The 16,006-nt window shown below is 60.6% G+C and carries 15 protein-coding genes and 1 pseudogene; 7 read left to right on the plus strand and 9 right to left on the minus strand.

The window, feature by feature from the left end; all coding sequences use genetic code 11:
• Position 1: 1 nt before the first annotated feature.
• The 3 genes and pseudogenes from ACNFIC_RS12585 (at position 2) to ACNFIC_RS12595 (ending at position 2,915) form a co-directional block, all read left to right on the plus strand.
• Positions 2-1,507, plus strand: a complete 1,506-nt coding sequence (locus ACNFIC_RS12585; RefSeq protein WP_416781111.1) for a S1 family peptidase — start codon at positions 2-4, stop codon at positions 1,505-1,507.
• Positions 1,508-1,599: 92 nt separating this feature from the next.
• Positions 1,600-1,809, plus strand: a pseudogene (locus ACNFIC_RS12590) (transposase); the annotation flags it as partial.
• A gap of 545 nt (positions 1,810-2,354) precedes the next feature.
• On the plus strand, positions 2,355-2,915 hold the full coding sequence (locus tag ACNFIC_RS12595) for a hypothetical protein (RefSeq protein WP_416781112.1): 561 nt from the start codon (positions 2,355-2,357) through the stop codon (positions 2,913-2,915).
• 227 nt (positions 2,916-3,142) lie between these two features.
• Here ACNFIC_RS12595 and ACNFIC_RS12600 read toward each other — a convergent pair whose 3' ends face one another.
• The 3 genes from ACNFIC_RS12600 to ACNFIC_RS12610 all read right to left on the minus strand — a co-directional run bounded on the left by ACNFIC_RS12600 (position 3,143) and on the right by ACNFIC_RS12610 (position 7,782).
• A complete protein-coding gene (locus ACNFIC_RS12600; protein WP_171030929.1) occupies positions 3,143-4,324 on the minus strand; it encodes a PAS domain-containing sensor histidine kinase in 1,182 nt (393 codons plus the stop codon).
• A complete protein-coding gene (locus tag ACNFIC_RS12605) occupies positions 4,317-5,129 on the minus strand; it encodes an alpha/beta fold hydrolase (RefSeq protein ID WP_138219420.1) in 813 nt (270 codons plus the stop codon). Before ACNFIC_RS12605 ends, ACNFIC_RS12600 begins: the two co-directional genes overlap by 8 nt.
• Before the next feature lie 376 nt (positions 5,130-5,505).
• Positions 5,506-7,782 (minus strand): TonB-dependent siderophore receptor, encoded by a 2,277-nt coding sequence (locus ACNFIC_RS12610; RefSeq protein ID WP_416781113.1) that lies wholly within the window; start codon positions 7,780-7,782, stop codon positions 5,506-5,508.
• Between the two features lie 157 nt (positions 7,783-7,939).
• Here ACNFIC_RS12610 and ACNFIC_RS12615 point away from each other — a divergent pair, with 157 nt between their 5' ends.
• The 4 genes from ACNFIC_RS12615 to ACNFIC_RS12630 all read left to right on the plus strand — a co-directional run bounded on the left by ACNFIC_RS12615 (position 7,940) and on the right by ACNFIC_RS12630 (position 11,314).
• The gene (locus ACNFIC_RS12615; protein ID WP_138219360.1) at positions 7,940-8,659 is read left to right on the plus strand and encodes a response regulator; all 720 of its coding nucleotides are present in this window, start codon (positions 7,940-7,942) and stop codon (positions 8,657-8,659) included.
• 1 nt (position 8,660) lies between these two features.
• A complete protein-coding gene (locus ACNFIC_RS12620) occupies positions 8,661-10,043 on the plus strand; it encodes an ATP-binding protein (protein WP_416781114.1) in 1,383 nt (460 codons plus the stop codon).
• Positions 10,044-10,764: 721 nt separating this feature from the next.
• Positions 10,765-11,040 (plus strand): hypothetical protein, encoded by a 276-nt coding sequence (locus ACNFIC_RS12625; protein ID WP_416781115.1) that lies wholly within the window; start codon positions 10,765-10,767, stop codon positions 11,038-11,040.
• Position 11,041: 1 nt separating this feature from the next.
• Positions 11,042-11,314: a DUF3077 domain-containing protein gene (locus ACNFIC_RS12630; RefSeq protein WP_138219363.1), complete on the plus strand. Its 273-nt coding sequence runs from the start codon at positions 11,042-11,044 to the stop codon at positions 11,312-11,314.
• A gap of 43 nt (positions 11,315-11,357) precedes the next feature.
• Here ACNFIC_RS12630 and ACNFIC_RS12635 read toward each other — a convergent pair whose 3' ends face one another.
• From ACNFIC_RS12635 to tagQ, 6 genes are all read right to left on the minus strand, one after another.
• Complete coding sequence (locus ACNFIC_RS12635; protein ID WP_416781116.1) at positions 11,358-11,795, minus strand: hypothetical protein; 438 nt, start codon at positions 11,793-11,795, stop codon at positions 11,358-11,360.
• A gap of 199 nt (positions 11,796-11,994) precedes the next feature.
• Complete coding sequence (locus ACNFIC_RS12640) at positions 11,995-12,393, minus strand: hypothetical protein (RefSeq protein ID WP_416781117.1); 399 nt, start codon at positions 12,391-12,393, stop codon at positions 11,995-11,997.
• A 26-nt stretch (positions 12,394-12,419) separates the two neighbouring features.
• Positions 12,420-13,277: an NAD synthetase gene (locus tag ACNFIC_RS12645; protein WP_416781118.1), complete on the minus strand. Its 858-nt coding sequence runs from the start codon at positions 13,275-13,277 to the stop codon at positions 12,420-12,422.
• A gap of 100 nt (positions 13,278-13,377) precedes the next feature.
• The gene (locus ACNFIC_RS12650) at positions 13,378-13,791 is read right to left on the minus strand and encodes a hypothetical protein (protein WP_416781119.1); all 414 of its coding nucleotides are present in this window, start codon (positions 13,789-13,791) and stop codon (positions 13,378-13,380) included.
• Positions 13,788-14,690 carry an NAD synthetase gene (locus ACNFIC_RS12655; RefSeq protein ID WP_416781120.1) on the minus strand — a complete coding sequence of 301 codons (903 nt, stop codon included), beginning with the start codon at positions 14,688-14,690 and terminating at the stop codon, positions 13,788-13,790. The genes ACNFIC_RS12650 and ACNFIC_RS12655 overlap by 4 nt, the downstream gene beginning before the upstream one ends.
• Before the next feature lie 374 nt (positions 14,691-15,064).
• Positions 15,065-15,991 (minus strand): type VI secretion system-associated lipoprotein TagQ, encoded by a 927-nt coding sequence (gene tagQ / locus ACNFIC_RS12660; protein ID WP_416781121.1) that lies wholly within the window; start codon positions 15,989-15,991, stop codon positions 15,065-15,067.
• Positions 15,992-16,006: the final 15 nt, after the last annotated feature.

Consider the following 16,006-nt stretch of genomic DNA (forward strand, 5'->3'; position numbering starts at 1 on the left):
CATGCGCACCCTGAAATTCAAAATACTGGTTTCACTAGTTTTCTCCATTTGCCTCCCTCATAAGGCAGAAGCTGAAAGCATCCCTCGAACTCAGTATTTAGAAAGCGTGGCGGCCATCATATCAAATGCAACGCTTTACAATGGCGAAACCGAACGCTCTGGTGGGTCTGGCTTTGTGATATCGAAAAATGGGGAACTGTTAACTGCACTCCATGTTACAGGCAACCCTGAGTTATACGAAAGTATCGTTTTGAAGGTATTTTTTCCAAGAATACAAAACGGAAAATGGAAGTTCCAAGGTCCTTTTAATGCACGCATCAAGGATACCTACCCGGAGTACGATCTGGCACTTTTGCAGCTAGAGGACATATCTTATGCAGCCTCCCTTCCGCCCATGGGTCTCAGGTTCACAAATACTTTACTTCCAGGCGACTCCCTTAAAGGGCTTGGATATAACATCTTAAACGACCCACCCAAGGCTTATCCTCCCTCCCAAGTCTCCGCGACATTCTCAAGCCCCCTTGAACAGCCTCCATTCGGCTTGGTTGAAGAGTCAAGTTTGAACAGCGGGACAAGTGGTGGCCCAATATTTGAAAGGAAAGACATGGTCGCCGCTGTTTGGCATGGGAGGTTTGTCAGCTATATGGGAATTGGCGGAGGATCACAATCCATAATCGGCATGTCACTCATCATCCCGTTAACAACCCAGGTGAAGTCATGGCTCGAAAAAAACAAAGTTACCTTTAGCGAAAAGCGGCCCAAATATGAACTCCCAGAAATAAAAGGGTCGTCAACGATAGAGATCGATACAAGCCAGTTAAAACGATCCATCCCGGACAACCCAAAATCAAAGCTATTTGTAGCAGCGCCATTTGGGACGGAAATCACAGAAGCAAAATATGAAAACATATCCAACGTCGCCCATTGCGAACCATCTGCCACGGCCATTCTATGCGGAAAATCACTTGTTCAAGAAACCATATCCCTAAGCACTGACTCTGGCAGAGTCGTCTACACGGACTCGCCACTACCGAAAGGAAAAATAAGGCTAACTCTCAAGAAATCCGAGAGATCACCCAACTTCCTGATAGAAACGGTGGCATTTGAGGCGAATTTTTCAACCGTGGACAAATTCGCACAAGAGGTCGTCTGGTTTTCGCCTGAAGACAAAGAGTCCGTTCTGGCTGCCAATCTCACCTTGGAAGAACAGAGTAACAGCATAGGCAGCACTATTAAGGATAACTCACTTATATTGACACGCGAGGCCGGCGACGTCTCTGCGAGCGCTTGGTATCGCAAAATCCTGAAAGACAATCAGAATACCGAAGGCGCCTCTAAAGTTGTCAGAGGTTCCGCCGTACTTGTAATTGGTGATAAATCTGAAAGCGTATCAGAATCTGAAATAAATCAAGCGCTCCGCGCCAATGAAAAGATACAACTACCCACCCCTATGATCAACGAGCGAAATAGGAATATGCGTGCCATTATGAATGAGCGTCGCTTTTAGGCTCTGTACGAAACCCCGAGAAACCCAATCGTCGCGCTTCCAGCGCTGAGATTTTGTAGAGGCACCCGCCAGCAACGGAAAGGAATTCTGTGATGGCAAAGCGTTACGAACTCTCGGACGAGGCCTGGGGTTTGGTCTCCGACCTCTTCATCGAAACCCACGGCCAAGGGCGCCCGCGCCTTAGCGACCGACTGATGCTCGATGGTGTGCTCTGGGTGCTCTGTTCGGGTGCTGCGTGGCGAGATATGCGAGAGCGCTTCGGCCCGTGGTCAACGTGCCTCTGCCGTCATCGGCCGATTAGGGTCGATAGGGGCCCTCTGTAGAGGGCTGCTTCGAGAGATTTTGTTCACGTACCCGGCTAGTTATCAAAACCGGTGATTTCAGATCTCACTGAAGCTTTCAAGATGTCTTCAGCAGCAGACGTCCTCTTGCATCGAAGCAATCGATAGGGCCCCAAAATTCCCGATTCGATTCCACAGAAAGCCATAACTAGCTGATTTTTTTATAGATACCTTATGAGGTACATCAAAAAATCCACTAAATTCCAGGCCCGCGAATCCCCTGCCCTCACAGCAAGAAACCGTTCGTCTGGTGCCGGCACCATACGCAGTACTGAAAAGGCTCACCGAAAGGTGGGCCTTTTTTGTTTTCGCTCTCCCTGTAGGAGCGGCCTTGTGCCGCGATGGGCCGCAAAGCGGCCCCGGCAATCCCCTCTCTAGCGCTCCTTCCCAGCCGACGAACTGACCCGGTGGGCACCCCGCGCGTACGTTACCGAGCAACTACCCTCAACTTCTCAACGCGCCAGCCGTTAAATCCTTCATTGGTTATTCATACGATGAGGATGGCTATGAAGCGGGTCGAGAAGGATTTCATCACGCTGTTCAACTGCTTGTGGTACCGCGACTTCCCAGTGACAGAAGCCAACGACCTGGCAGGTCGCGCCGACTGGACAATCCACCTGGGCTTGGTGGTACGCCAATGCGCCACCCTGCTGGGCGCCAGGGCTTTGTTCGAGCAAGGCGGTCGCACCGATGCGGTAATACGTTACCCGGAAGGCAACACACTTTCGTTCGTCGAATGGGAATGGAAACGGGCGCATACCGACATCAACGAGATTTCCAAGCTCCTCGAGCGCGCGGACAATGCGGTATTCCAGACATTTATAGGTTATAGCCGCGTTCAAGACCTCAAGCTGACGCTCGAGCGGATTCACCAGCAATGGGAGGGCGCGGAGAAACCGCTTATCGTCTTCCTCATCACGTACGAACTGTCTGGGCGCAACCGCCACTTCATGGAGTTGCAGACATACATGTTTGCCCGCGGCCAGTACAAAAAGGTCCGAGCTCAACCGGCGCTGCCATGGATGGTGAGTCGAGCTAAAGCTAACAGTGCTGCTGAAGATGAATGATCTGATGGGAGCAACAGCTATAGGTCTGTGAGTTAGGCTGGGGATTCGGGGCGGGTTTTAGAGGCGACTACCGCATTTCGGGTCGGTAGCTGCCTTCCTCGAATGAGCGCTATGGTCGATAGCGTTCGCCTGTAAAAGGCTGCTCCGGCCCCCCAACACCCACCCCGTTCCAGCCCCGCGAATTCTCTGCCCTTACGGCAAAAAATCGTCCGTCTGGAGCCCCCCGCTCACCCAACACCGCCCCCCGCCCCTAACGGCAAAACAATCACAAACGATGTCCCATTCACCAAATCAGACGCCATGCTGATCCGTCCACAATGCGACTCGACAATCTGTTTGACGATAAACAACCCCAGTCCCACCGAGCGCAACCCCTCCTGCCGGTCGCTGCCCCGGGTCATCGGTTCGAACAAGGTCGGTAGCAACTCTTCGGCAATGGCTGGGCCGTGGTTGTGAACGCTCAGGATCACGCCCTCATCAGCAAACTCGGTTGTCAGCGTTATCGGGTAGCGCAGGTCGCCATAGGCCGCACTGTTGGCGACCAGGTTGCCGAGCATCTGCTGCAACCTGTCCGGGTCCACGTCGAACATGCCCTGGCCGCGTGACAGGTGGCGGATGCTGGCATTGCCGAAGGCGATCCTGAGTTCGCTCACGCATTGGTCCACCGCCTTGAGCAGGTCAACCTGCTGGCGGCGGATGCTGATGCCCTGCCCCAGCTTGACCGAGGCGAAGTCCAATAGGTCGACGACCATGCGTTGCGCCCGCTCGGCCGAGGTGCTGATGCTGCCCAGCAAACGCCGCGCGCGGCCGCTTTGCACGTCGCGTCCGAGCAACTCGGTGGCCATCTTGATGGCGGTCATCGGGGTTTTCAGGTCGTGGCTGGCAACCGCGACCATCTGCTCTGCCAGCACCGCTCGTCGCTCGGCCTCTGCGTAGGCCATGGCGAGCTTGTCCTGGGCCTGCTGCAAGGCTTTCTCGGCGCTGATTTTCTGCGCCAGCAGCTCTTCGGCGCGCTGCATGGACTGCAACACCAACTGCTCGTTGCGGTCGCGCTCCATGGTGCTGAACAGCGCCAGATGATAGCTCACCCCTTCGGCGGTTTCGCGCCGTATGGCGTTGAGCAGCATGCCCACCACATGCCCGGCGCGATGGCGCAGGCCGACTTTCACCTCCGAAACCGAGCCCTGCAGGTTCAGCAATGGCCCCCAGTGAGTCAGGTGGAACGTGCGACCACTCACGGTCAACAGTTGGTCGAAACTGCGCCCCTGCCAATACCCAGGGTCATAGCCCAGCCAGTGGCTGAGCGTCGAGTTGCACCGCAACAACGTGCCATCCGCCGCCATGACCACCAGCCCGCAGGGCGCGTGCTCGAAGTACGACTCGCTGAACAGCAGCGTCGGGTCATTCATGGCCTAGCCCTAGGCTTGCGAAAAATCCGTCCATGGCGGCGGAACAAGCACTGGGGGCGCTCAATTGTGGGTAATGGCCGATGTTGTCAATCAGCACCAGCCGGCTGTCGGGGATCACCTGTTGCAGGTACTCACCCACGGCCACCGGCACCACCGGGTCGGCCGTGCTTTGCAGGATCAGCGTCGGCAGGTGCAGGCCGATGACCTCTTGGCGATGATCGGACAGGAAGATGACCCGCGCAAAATGCCGGGCGATCTGCGCATCGGTGCGGCAGAAACTGTTGAGCAGTTCCTCTTGAAGTGCCGGCTGCCCGCTCGACCCCATCAGCACCGGCGCCATCGTACTGGACCAGCCAAGGTAGTTTTCGTCGATGCTGCTGAGTAGCGTCTGCACCTCTTCGCGCGAAAAGCCCCCGCTGTAGGTACTGGAGTCGATGTAGCAAGGCGACCCTCCGATCATCACCAGCCCGGCAATTCGCCCAGGCTGCTGACGTTCAGCCAGCACGCCGATCATGGCGCTGACCGAGTGGCCGACGATGATGACAGGACCTTGGGCAAACGCGCTGATGATCTCGTTGAGATCTGTCGCGTAGCCCCAGAGCGAAGCGTACTTTTCCCGATCATAGCCATCGAGATCTGACTGCCCGGCGCCGACCAGGTCATAGGTGATGACGCGCATGCGCGTAGCCCAATGCGCCAGCATGAGCCTCCACATCGACTGATCGCAGCCAAACCCATGGGACAAGATCAAGGTGGCGCTGCCATCACCGATGATATGTAAGTTATTACGCTTGTGCAGGCTCATGCATACCCTGGTTAGATTCGGCAATGTGCTGGGAGGTAATGGCCCGTCCATCTTGCCCAGAGAGGATAGTTGGATGTTGGACGCGTGAACGGCAGGCATGACTTGCGCATGCCGCGGGCACCACGCCCACCGGCATTCGACGTACACTTGGCCACCATACGCGATACGCTCGGACAAAGCCCGCGTTCTGGCACGACACGCCAGTCCAATCGCGGCCTACGTCGGCAAAGGCTCTGCAACGGGCGAGCAGCAGGTCGCGTGGATGGGCGTGCAGGGATGGGAAATGCGGCCTGAGCAGGCACGCCCAGCCTTCATGTGGGCGGCCCTGCCATCCGTCGGCCAGATGTGAGAAGCCCGCTTGCGCGGGCTTTGTGCGTCAGAACGAGGTGCTCACCGTCAGCGACAGGTTACGCGGATCGCCATAAATGGCCCCGGCATAGAACCCGTAACGGGTGTAGTAGTGCTTGTCGAACAGGTTGTTGGCATTGAGGGTGACGGCGGTCTGGTCGGTTAACTGGTACTTGGCCATGGCGTTCCAGATCGCATACCCCGACCAGTTCACGTCGGTCGCACTGCGGCTGACGCCATTGGTCGGCTGGCCGGCGGGGCTGGACAGCGCGCGGATATTGGTTTGCGCACTCACGCCAGTGCCCAGGGTCAGGCGCTCCAGCGGGCCGGACAGACGATAGGTGGTCGAGGCCTTGAACAGGTGCGACGGGTCGCTCAGGCCATCGCTGTCGACGCGGCGGAAGTGCAGGTAGGTATAGCCGGCGTACACGTTCCAGTTCGGGGTCAGCGCGCCGGCCACTTCCAGGTCGATACCGTCGGTTTCCTGGCCGGAGCCTGCGGTGTAGGCCTGCGCACCGGTCGGGGTGGTCAAGGCGCCATCGAGGACAGCTTTGTTTTCCTGCTTGGTGCGGAAATACGCCGCCGAGGCGTTCAACCGGCCATCGAACCAAGCGCCTTTGATACCGGTTTCGTAGCTCTGCCCACGGATCGGCTCGACCACGCTGCCGTTGACCGTCAGTTGGGTCTGCGGGTTGAAGATATCGGTGTAGCTGGCGTACACCGAGTAGGTATCGTTCAGGTCATACACCACGCCCAGGTACGGCGTGACGATGCCGTTGTTCTGTCGGTTGGTGCGCGCACCGGTGAGCGCCAGGGTGGTCGAGGAATAGTCGGTGACGCGCGCGCCGAGGATGACCGACAGCGGGTCGGTGATGCTCAAGCGGGTAGCGGCATACATACCCTGCAGGCGCGTGGTGGTCTTGGTGTGACGGCCCGTGCGCGAGGCCAGCAGTTGGTAGTCGTCGTCGACACCGTTGCCCCAGTCGCTGATGGGCAGGCCGTTGTTGGCGCGGAACTGGCAGCCCGCCAGGTCGTTGCGGGTGATGCCATCGCCCACCATGGTGCAGTCGTACTCCGGCGACCAAGCCACGGTACGGCTGTCGTTGTAACCGACCATCGCCTGATGGGTGCGGCCAAACAGCTGGAACGGACCGGATAGATCGATCTGCGCCGATTGCTGGGTGGTGTCGGTGGAGCTGTGCAGGCCGTTGAGCACCGCGCCGCTGCCGTCCTGGTCCCAGTAGCCGCCGTAGTTGCCGCCACCGGCCGAGTTGACCTTGGCCAGGCCGCGGTGGTTGAGCACCTCGCTGGTGCTCTGGGCAACGTTCAGGTCCAGGCTCCAGTCGTTGTCGAAACGGTGCGCCAGCGAGCCGAAGGCGGTACGGGTGATGTACTCCCCGAAGCTCCAGCTAGGCACCAGGTTGCTGCTGCGCGGCAGGTCGGTCTTGCTGCCGTCGGCGTACCAGATCGGGATGTTGGCGCCCCAGCCACCACCGACGATCTTGTTGTACTCGTACTGGTAGCCGGCGCCGAGGGTGGTGGCGTCGTCCAGGTCGAATTCGAAGTTGGCCAGCGCGGCGCGTGAGCGGTTGGACTGGTTGTCGCGGAAGGAGTTGGCGTCTTCCTGGGTCATCACGAAACGCGAGCGCAGGCGGCCGTCTTCGGACAGCGGCAGGTTCAGGTCGGCGCCCAGACGGCGTTTGTCCCAGCTGCCGTAAGTGGCGTAGGCACTGCCGCCAAAGGTCTTGGTCGGAGCCTTGCGGATCAGGTTGACGGTGGCCGACGGGTCACCGGTGCCGCCGAGCAGGCCGTTGGCACCGCGCACGATGTCGATACGCTCGTACAGGTCCATGTTCAACGCGTTGCCGCCACCCGCAAAGTCCGAGCCGCCCTGGAACTGCAAGCCGTCGATCTTCCAGTTGCTGATGGAGTAGCCTCGGGCGCGAAAATCGGTACGGCCACCCACTTCGCTCTTGCTCGCGGTGACGCCCGGCGTGGTCTCTAGCGCCTGCTCGATGTTTTGCACGCCGCGATCGTCCATCTGCTCACGGGTGATGGTGGTGACCGATTGCGGGGTTTGTCGCGGCGTCAGCTTCAGGCCTGTGGAACTGCGCGTGCTCTCGACGGTGTAGCCAATCTGGCCGGTCTCGTCGGCCACCGGCAGTGCGCTGCTGTCGATGTTGGTGGCGTCCAGCTCCAGCACCTGGCCCTCGGCCGCAGCGGTGCCAGACAGCCCGAGGGCAACGAAGAAGGCAAGCGGGGTGAGGCGGCTGCCGCCTCGGGTGAACAGGGATGTGTCGTTCATGATGCTCTTGCGTACCATTTGGGAAGGCTTCGTATTCGCAGATGATTTTTTGTTACGATTCTAGGCATCCGCCTTTTACGCTCCATGCCCGGCATGTACGGGTATGTAATGGGATGTAATGAGCGCCGAGGTTTCTTCTCTACAGGTACAGCCACAGATGAGCATGACCCTGCTGGTCGTCGATGATGACGACGAGATCCGCGAACTTCTCTGCGATTACCTCACCGACGCCGGCTACCAGGCCCTGGCAGCCGCCGACGGTGAGCAGATGCACGCGCAACTGGCGCGCCACAAGGTCGACCTGGTGGTACTCGACCTGATGCTGCCGGGCGAGGACGGCCTCAGCCTGTGCCGGCAGTTGCAGGCCCAGCCGGGGCTGGCGGTGATCATGCTGTCGGCCAAGGGCAGCGCCCTGGACCGCATCATCGGCCTGGAGGTAGGCGCCGACGATTACCTGGCCAAGCCCTTCGAGCCACGTGAGCTGGTGGCGCGGATCAAGGCGGTGTTGCGCCGACCGCAGCGTCTTGAGCCCAGCCCCGAGCAAAACGACGGTGAGCCACAGTGCTTCGCCGGTTTTCGTCTGGACCCGGTCACGCGCCTGCTGACCCACCCCGACGGCCAGGCGCTGACCCTGCCGCGCTCTGATTACCGGGTGTTGCGTGAACTGCTCGAAGCCAACAACCGCGTGGTCTCGCGTGATCACCTCACGCGTTGCGCGTTTGGCCGTGACCACCTGCCCGACGACCGTTCCGTGGACATGTGCATCAGCCGCCTGCGCCAGCAACTGCGCCGTGCGCCCGGAGCAACCGCGCAGATCCTCACCATTCGCAACGAAGGCTACCTGCTGAGCCTGAGCCGCGACGCGTCGGACGCCTGAGGTGCGCTTGCTCCGCCGGCTGTGGCCGCGCACCTTGTTCGGCCAACTGCTGCTGATCATGATCAGCGGCACGTTGCTGATCCAACTGCTGTCCAGCAGCATCTGGTTCGATGTGCGCTTTGCCCAGGTGCTGGAGGCGCCGGTGCGCCTGATCGCCGTGCGTAGCGCCCCGCTGATCGCCCAAGCCCAGTGCCATGCCGGAACGCTGCCGGTGCCTCGGTATTACCACCTGCGCTGCGCGCAAAGCCTGCCGGCAGCGCAAGCCGACGACCGTCGCGCTCGCCGCCGTGTCGAGCTGTTGCTACAGCAGGCCCTGGCCTATGAGCTGGGTCGCGATTCCCAGGTGCGGTTGCTGAAGGTGCAACTGACCAACGAGTTGGGCCAGCCGATCGTCTGGCGCAGCCTGTTCGGCCTGCGTACCGCCCAGGCGCATATCGAGTTCGCCGTGCCGTTGGCCGACGGCCACTGGTTGACCATCGACGGCCAGGAGTTGCAAGGCTGGAGTGGCGAGTCGGCCTGGGTACTGATCAGCGACTACCTGCTGCGGGTCTATGCGCTGCGAATCGTCGCCGTGTTGCTGGTGTGCCTGGTGGCCGTGCGCCTGTGCCTGCGCCCGGTACGTCGCCTGGCCGAAGCGGCGCGGGGCCTGGGCCGCAACCTGGAGCAGGCGCCGTTGCCACTGGATGGCCCGGAGGAGGTGCGCCAGGCCGCGCAGGCGTTCAACGCCATGCAGCAGCGACTGATCGCCATGGTCAGCGACAAGGCCTATTTCCTTGCGGCCGTGTCTCACGATTTGCGCACCCCGCTGACGCGCATGCGCCTGCGCCTGGAGCGGCTGGAAGATGGCGAGCACAAGGAGCGCCTGCGCCAGAACATCGCGCAAATGGACGGCATGATCGGCCAGGTGCTCGACTACCTGCGCGCTGGCGAACAGCGCAACCTGCAAACAGTGGACCTCGACCGCCTGGTAACGCGCCTGTGCGCGGATCTGGCCAGCGCCGAGGAACCGCTGCCGGTGCACGGCCAAGGCGGTAAGGTGCAGGTCGACGCCTTGCTGCTGCAACGTTGCCTGCAAAACCTGCTGACCAACGCACTGCGCTATGCCCGCGATGTTTCAGTCACGCTGGACGTCGCGGTTTCTGAGGTGTACATCCACGTAGACGATCGCGGTCCCGGCATCGCGCCGACCTTGATGGCCACCGTTACCGACCCGTTCGTACGCGGCGAGGGCTCGCGCAACCAGGCATCCGGGGGTTACGGCCTGGGCTTGAGCATCGCCCAGCGCATTGCGGCCAGCCATGGTGGGGAGTTGGTGCTGAACAATCGTGAAGGTGGCGGATTACGGGCCAGTGTACGGCTGCCCAAAGGCGGCCCAGCCGCTTGATACCCGCAGGACTGCGCCAAATCCCGAGTTCACCGACGCCTCCGTGTAGGCGCGGCCTTGTGCCGCGAACACCGGCAAAGCCGGTGCCATCTATCACATCGCCTGACTAACGGTGACCCGGCACTCCGCTAACCCCTCTCTCATAGAACTACACATAACTTGTTGATTTAGCAGGGACCTGTGGGAGCGGGCTTGCCCGCGAACACCGGCGAAGCCGGTGCCATACACCGGCGAAGCCGGTGCCATACACCGGGTCACCTTCTTCGCGGGCAAGTCGGGGCGCCGAACCGCCGCTCCCACAGGGTACGCGGAGCGCTTGCGAAATCAGTTCTCTGCGCGACAGCGCAGCCCAAAGGGCTGGGTGATCTCCTACAGGAACGTGCGATCAGTGCAGGATCTGTACGACATTTCCGAATCTGCAACCAAATACTTCAGCGTGGAGCAGCTTCGGACCTATCCTACGCACGACTCAGAAGCATCACCGTTGCCGGACTTCCACCTCGGGAATAACGTCCTCGGGTCGCCATCAGGTGACCGGGTGTGAGAACCCGTCTGGAATCCTTCAGCGGCTGAGTCGTCATGGCGGCCGTGCGCGGGCAGGCTTTGCCTGGCCGAGTTTCCCAAGGTTCCCTCGGTTTCTCACCCCACGCACGGCTGCCACCCCTCTGCCCGTGAGAAGGTCGACGTGGCAGCTCCTTGAAGCGAACCTTGGAGCTACGCCATGAAAAAGATCGTCCCAGATCCACCTGCCCGCAAACTACCCCTCTCCCCCTTCTTCACCGTCCGCACCGACATGTACCCTCCCGACGCCCTGATACACATCACCGAGCTATTACGCGGCGTCTCGCAAGTCATCGACGAACACTGCCGCAACCACACCGACCAACCCGGCATGAGCATGCTGGCCAACGCCGCCCACGCCACCGACATCGCCCGCGCGCTGAGCGAGCATGTACTGGGCACCCTGGACATGGCCAAACTCAGAGGCGAGGCATGACATGGAAAACACCACGCCAAGCGCCGTGACTGCCGGGGTCGAAACCCTGCTCGACGCCGGCAGCCCATCGATGCCGCTACTGCGGGTCATGCCGGGTATTCCCATCGAAGATGCCTACGAGCAGGTGTCGATACTGCTGGGCTACATCAAGCACCTGATCCGCGAAGGCGATGCGCAGGATGACCACAAGCTGCTGGGCGCCGCCGACTACCTGAGCACCCTGGCCAAGGCGCTGATGAACGATATCGAAATAGCCCGCAACCGGCGGTATTGAGCGCTCCCTCATCGCGGGGCCGGCTAGCCCCGCGATCAGGCCCTCAGCCCCTGCGCCGACGAATCACCTTCGGACGTCGCGCCAGCGCTGCTCGATCGGCTTTGCGTTGTTGCCGATACTCGAAAAGCTTCACGCGCATCTCTCGGTATTTCGTACTGTTGAGCACCAGCAGCGCAAGCAAGCTAGTCAGCAGAGCGCTTGAATAGATGAAGATATGCGGCCGGTATGCGTAGGTCGGCAGCGCAATGATGATGCTACCGACACAAAAACCCGCGACCAACCAGGCTCCCCAATTGCGGCCTCTCACGACCGCCGCATGCGCAGTGACAAAAATCACCACCAGCGTGAACAAGCTGAAGGGGAACACCGTCTCGCGGGTACAAGCCTTGCAGTAGGTATGCCACACCAACCAGAAGGTAGCCGCGAGAGCATAGATGGACAAAAAATACGCAGCCATGAACTTCGAAAAGTAGCGTTGCATGAACGGCCTAAGGTCGGGGTGGATCCTCACTCGGTGATTTCCTCACAAAAGCCGATGGAGGCCGTTAGCGTAAAGCAGCACCAGAAGAAGCCTGCAATGAATGTCGAAACGTAACGTGACATGAGGTTTTGAAACTCAAGGCCGTGATTCACTCAGCTATCTCCCTCTTCCAGACCTGTGGCCAACACCCGCAGCGCCACTACTGCTTACGGCGCGCAGCCTGGCGCTGTTGCCGATGCTCCGCCAACACCTCGCGCATTTCCCGATAACGCCTGCCGTTCATCAACAGCAGCGTCCCCAATGCAAACGCAATACTCGCGCAGAACAGAAACAGATGTGGACGCTGTCCATAGGTCCCGATCACCAGCACCACACAGGTCACACACATCGCTGCCACGATCCAGGCCCCCCAAGCACGCCCCCGTACTACCGCGCCGTGGCCGAGCATGAACACCACCAGCAGCGCGACCAAGGTGGCGCGCATCTCGTCCTTGGTCCCCGCCCTGAACCAGGTACCCCACACCAGTACGAAGCTCCATGCCACTGCCACCAGCGAGGTAAACCAAGCACCAATGAAGACTCCAAAGTAACGCTTCACGAACTCCGTAAATTCCGGGCTTCGTCTCACTCCGTGATCTCCTCGTACAAGCCGATTGCCAGGCCTTTGACTTGGCTCAGTCCGCCTCGCACTAAGCTGCTACCGGAAAGCCCCAGCACTCCGCCAGCAGCGTCCTGTATACAGGTGGTGGTCACCGCGTTGACCTGGGTCGGCGTCATGCGTTTGGGTAGCGTGCCTGCCGCCTGCCTGAGCTTGAGCTGCTTGGCTATCAGGGCCGGGTGCTCCAGGGCGAGTAGTTCAGTGGCCAGCGCCTTGCGCTGCGGGCGACTCAACGCCTTGGTCAGCTGGCGCCAACTCTGGCCGGTGGCACGCTTGCGCGCCAGTACGAACTGCACCGTACTCTTGGCGGTACTGGCCACCCCCGCCAGCGCCACCACATCGAGCACCATGGAGGTGGCATTGTAGAAATCATCCCCGTCCAAGGCGTCATTGAGCGAAGGGTCGTACATCTCGAAGCCGGTGCGCACCAACCCGACGCCACATTGAGCGGTGCCCGCTGCCGCTGCCGCGTACCCCACCACCGTCAACACCAGGCTGGCGCCCCCGGTAAAGGGCGCGGCCATGGTGCCATTGAGCATGACCAGCCAGCCCAGATAGGCGCTGCCGCAGGCCAGGCCCATATTGAAGGCCTCCCACAACACGCTTGCCTCGCGCGGGTTGGTTTCGATTTGCGTCTTGAACTGCTCCGGCGACAGATAGCGTGGTGTCTCGCGCAAGATCAGGCGTTTGGGCTGCACACTGCAGACCGGCTGGAACTCGCGCAATGTGATGACGTTGAATTCGCTGTCGATCCACACCACGCCAGCGCCGACGATGCCCGGGTCGGCATCGACTGCCGTGAACAGTTTCTGCGGGTCGATCAATGCAAGCAGGCGCTGGCGCGCCAGGTATTGCCCAATGGATTAGGCATGAATGCTGTCATGGGTATGTTTCCTTACAGATTTCAGGTTGCCGTCCAAGGCCTTAGCGCTGCCGACGCAATTCCACCAAGCGGCGCCGCATCTCGCGATGCCGAGCAGTGTTGAACACCAACAACGCCAGCAACGGCAGCACCAGCATGATCGCCAACAGCACCGCAGGCAGGCCGCTGCCGACAAGGCTCAGCGCCATCAGCAAGGCAACACCCGGTACAGGTAAAACTGCCCACATTGCCCATTTCCAACCGCGAATCATCGCGAAGTGCCCGATGCAAAGCAGCAGCCCCAGGCTTGCGATGCCCAACATGCTGTAAACCGGGTTATCAGGATGATTGCGCCAGTGGCTGTCGACCCACATCGCCAGTGACATGGCCACCGACACCACACAGATGAAAAAGCCCAACAGAAACGTCGGGAAGTAGTGGCGCATGAACCCTTGAAACTCGCCGAGGTTCATCATTCGAACTCCTCGTACAGCCCCACGGCAATGCTCTGCACCGTCCCACTACCGGCGAAACCCAAGGTTGCGCCAAGCGAATCGCGTAGCAGGGTTTGCGTGGCATGGTTGATCTGCGCCGGGGTGTAACGTTTGGTCAGGGTGCCTGCCGCCTGCTCCAGCTTGAGCTGCTTGGCAGTCAGGCTCGGGTGCTTGATCGACAACAATTCGTCGGTCAATGCCTTGCGCTGCTGGCGGCTGAGGCTTTTTGTCAGTTCCAGCCAGCTACGGCCGGTCGAGGCTTTGTGTACTTGCAGGTACTTGAGAGTGGTCAGGCCCGAGGCGCCGACTCCCAGCAGCGATACGCCATCGAGCACCAGCGATGCGTTCTGGTACCACTGACTGTTGTCCAGCGCGTCGTTGGCTGCCGGATTGGTCACTTCACGTACCGTGCGCATCACGCCGATACCGCACTGGATACTGCTGGCGGTAGCTGCGGCGCCACCGAGGTAAGTCAGCACCAGGCTGGTGCCGCCGGAAAAAGGCGCAGCGATGGTGCCGCTGAACACCACGAACCAGCCAATCACCGCACCGGCACAGGACAGCGTGGTGTTCACCGCCTCCTTCACCACCCGCGACTCACGTGGGTTGTTCTGCAACTGCTCGGTGTACTGGGCGGGGGTCTGGTACTTCTTGATCTCGCGTAAGATCACCCGCTTGGGCCGAATGCTGCAGATCGGCTGGAATTCGCGCAGGGTAATCACGTTGTATTCGGCGTCGATATACACCACCCCGGCACCGACGATGCGTGGGTCGGCATCGATGGCCGCGAACATCTGCGGCAGGTTGATCCGGGCCTGGATACGCTGTCGTGCCAGGAACTGGGAACTATTGGCCAGAGAGTTGACCAGGAGGTCTGTCACGGTTTGGTTTCCTTACTCAAGATGCGCCTGTATGAAGGCCCACCTAGCTATTCGCGCTGCACCAACGCCAGAACACGGGGTTCACAAGCGCTGCGCTAGCCCTGTAGGAGATCACCCAGCCCTTTGGGCTGCGCTGTCGCACAGAGAACTGATTTCGCAAACGCGCCGCGCCCCCTGTGGAAGCGGGTTTACCGGAGTGCCGGAGCACCGCGAAGCAAACGACGCGGTGCATGGCACCGGCTTCGCCGGTGTTCGCGGCTAAAGCCGCTCCCACAGGTCCCTGCTAACTCAAAAAGTTATGTGCAGTCCTATGAGAGCGGCCTTCGCGGCACAAGGCCGCTCAGAGAACGTGTCAGATCAGCGAAGCGTGATCATCAAACGTTCGGGCACGGCACCGGCGCCCAGTCGCCCATGTCCGGGTTGCGGCACATGCCGTTCACCTGGTCGGTACCGGCCTTGGCCACCTGCTGCGCCTCGGCCTGCTTGCTGTTGGCGTTCTGCAGGGTCTTTTCGGTGGCCACGGCTTCCTGCGGCACGTTCTTGTTGATCTTGGCCGGCTGCACTTTCTTGGTGGCTTTCTTCTTGCCGGTGGTGACCACCTTGGGCGGCTCGGCCACGGCGACCACCTCGGTACGCTCGACGCCCACTTGCTTGAGGTCTTGCTCGTAAGCCTGGGTGTAGTTGTTCAGGTTCTCACCCAGACGACCATTGACCGCCGTCAGCAGCTTGTTCGACTCCTGCAACCCCGAGACGATCTCGGCCAGGCGCTTGCGCCCCTCGGTGTCGTTGATACGGCCCGACTTGCGGCCATCGATCAGGCTGGTGAACTCGCGCTGGTAGCATGCCTGGGACGACTTGGCGTAGGCCGTGGTGCGGTCGACATCGGCGGCGTTCTTGCTGATGTCGGCGGCGTACGAGGCGATGCGCTGCTTGTCGTCGCTGATCTGCTTCTGACGCTCGGTGTAGTAGCCGGCAGCACCACCCACCAAGGCACCGCCAGCGGCGCCGATGGCGGCGTTACGGCCACGCTTCTCGTCATCCACCAAGGCCCCTGCAAGGGCGCCGCCCAGGGCGCCCATGACCGCGCCGGTGGCCACCGAACGGGTCATGTCGCCGTCGGTGCTACGCAGGTGCTGCACCGGCTCGTAGCAGTTGGGGTAGTACTCGACCTTGGTGGTCGCACCCACCTTGGAAACCGGGGAACTGGCGCAGCCGCTCAGCAACACGGTGCTGAAACCGGCGGCCAGCAGCAGGGCGGTACGAGCCTGGGAAGCGGTGATCAGGGGTTTGCGGGTGAACATGGTCAGGTTCTCTCT

The organism is Pseudomonas sp. NY15463, from assembly GCF_048068415.1.
GTDB classification, from domain to species: domain Bacteria; phylum Pseudomonadota; class Gammaproteobacteria; order Pseudomonadales; family Pseudomonadaceae; genus Aquipseudomonas; species Aquipseudomonas mosselii_C.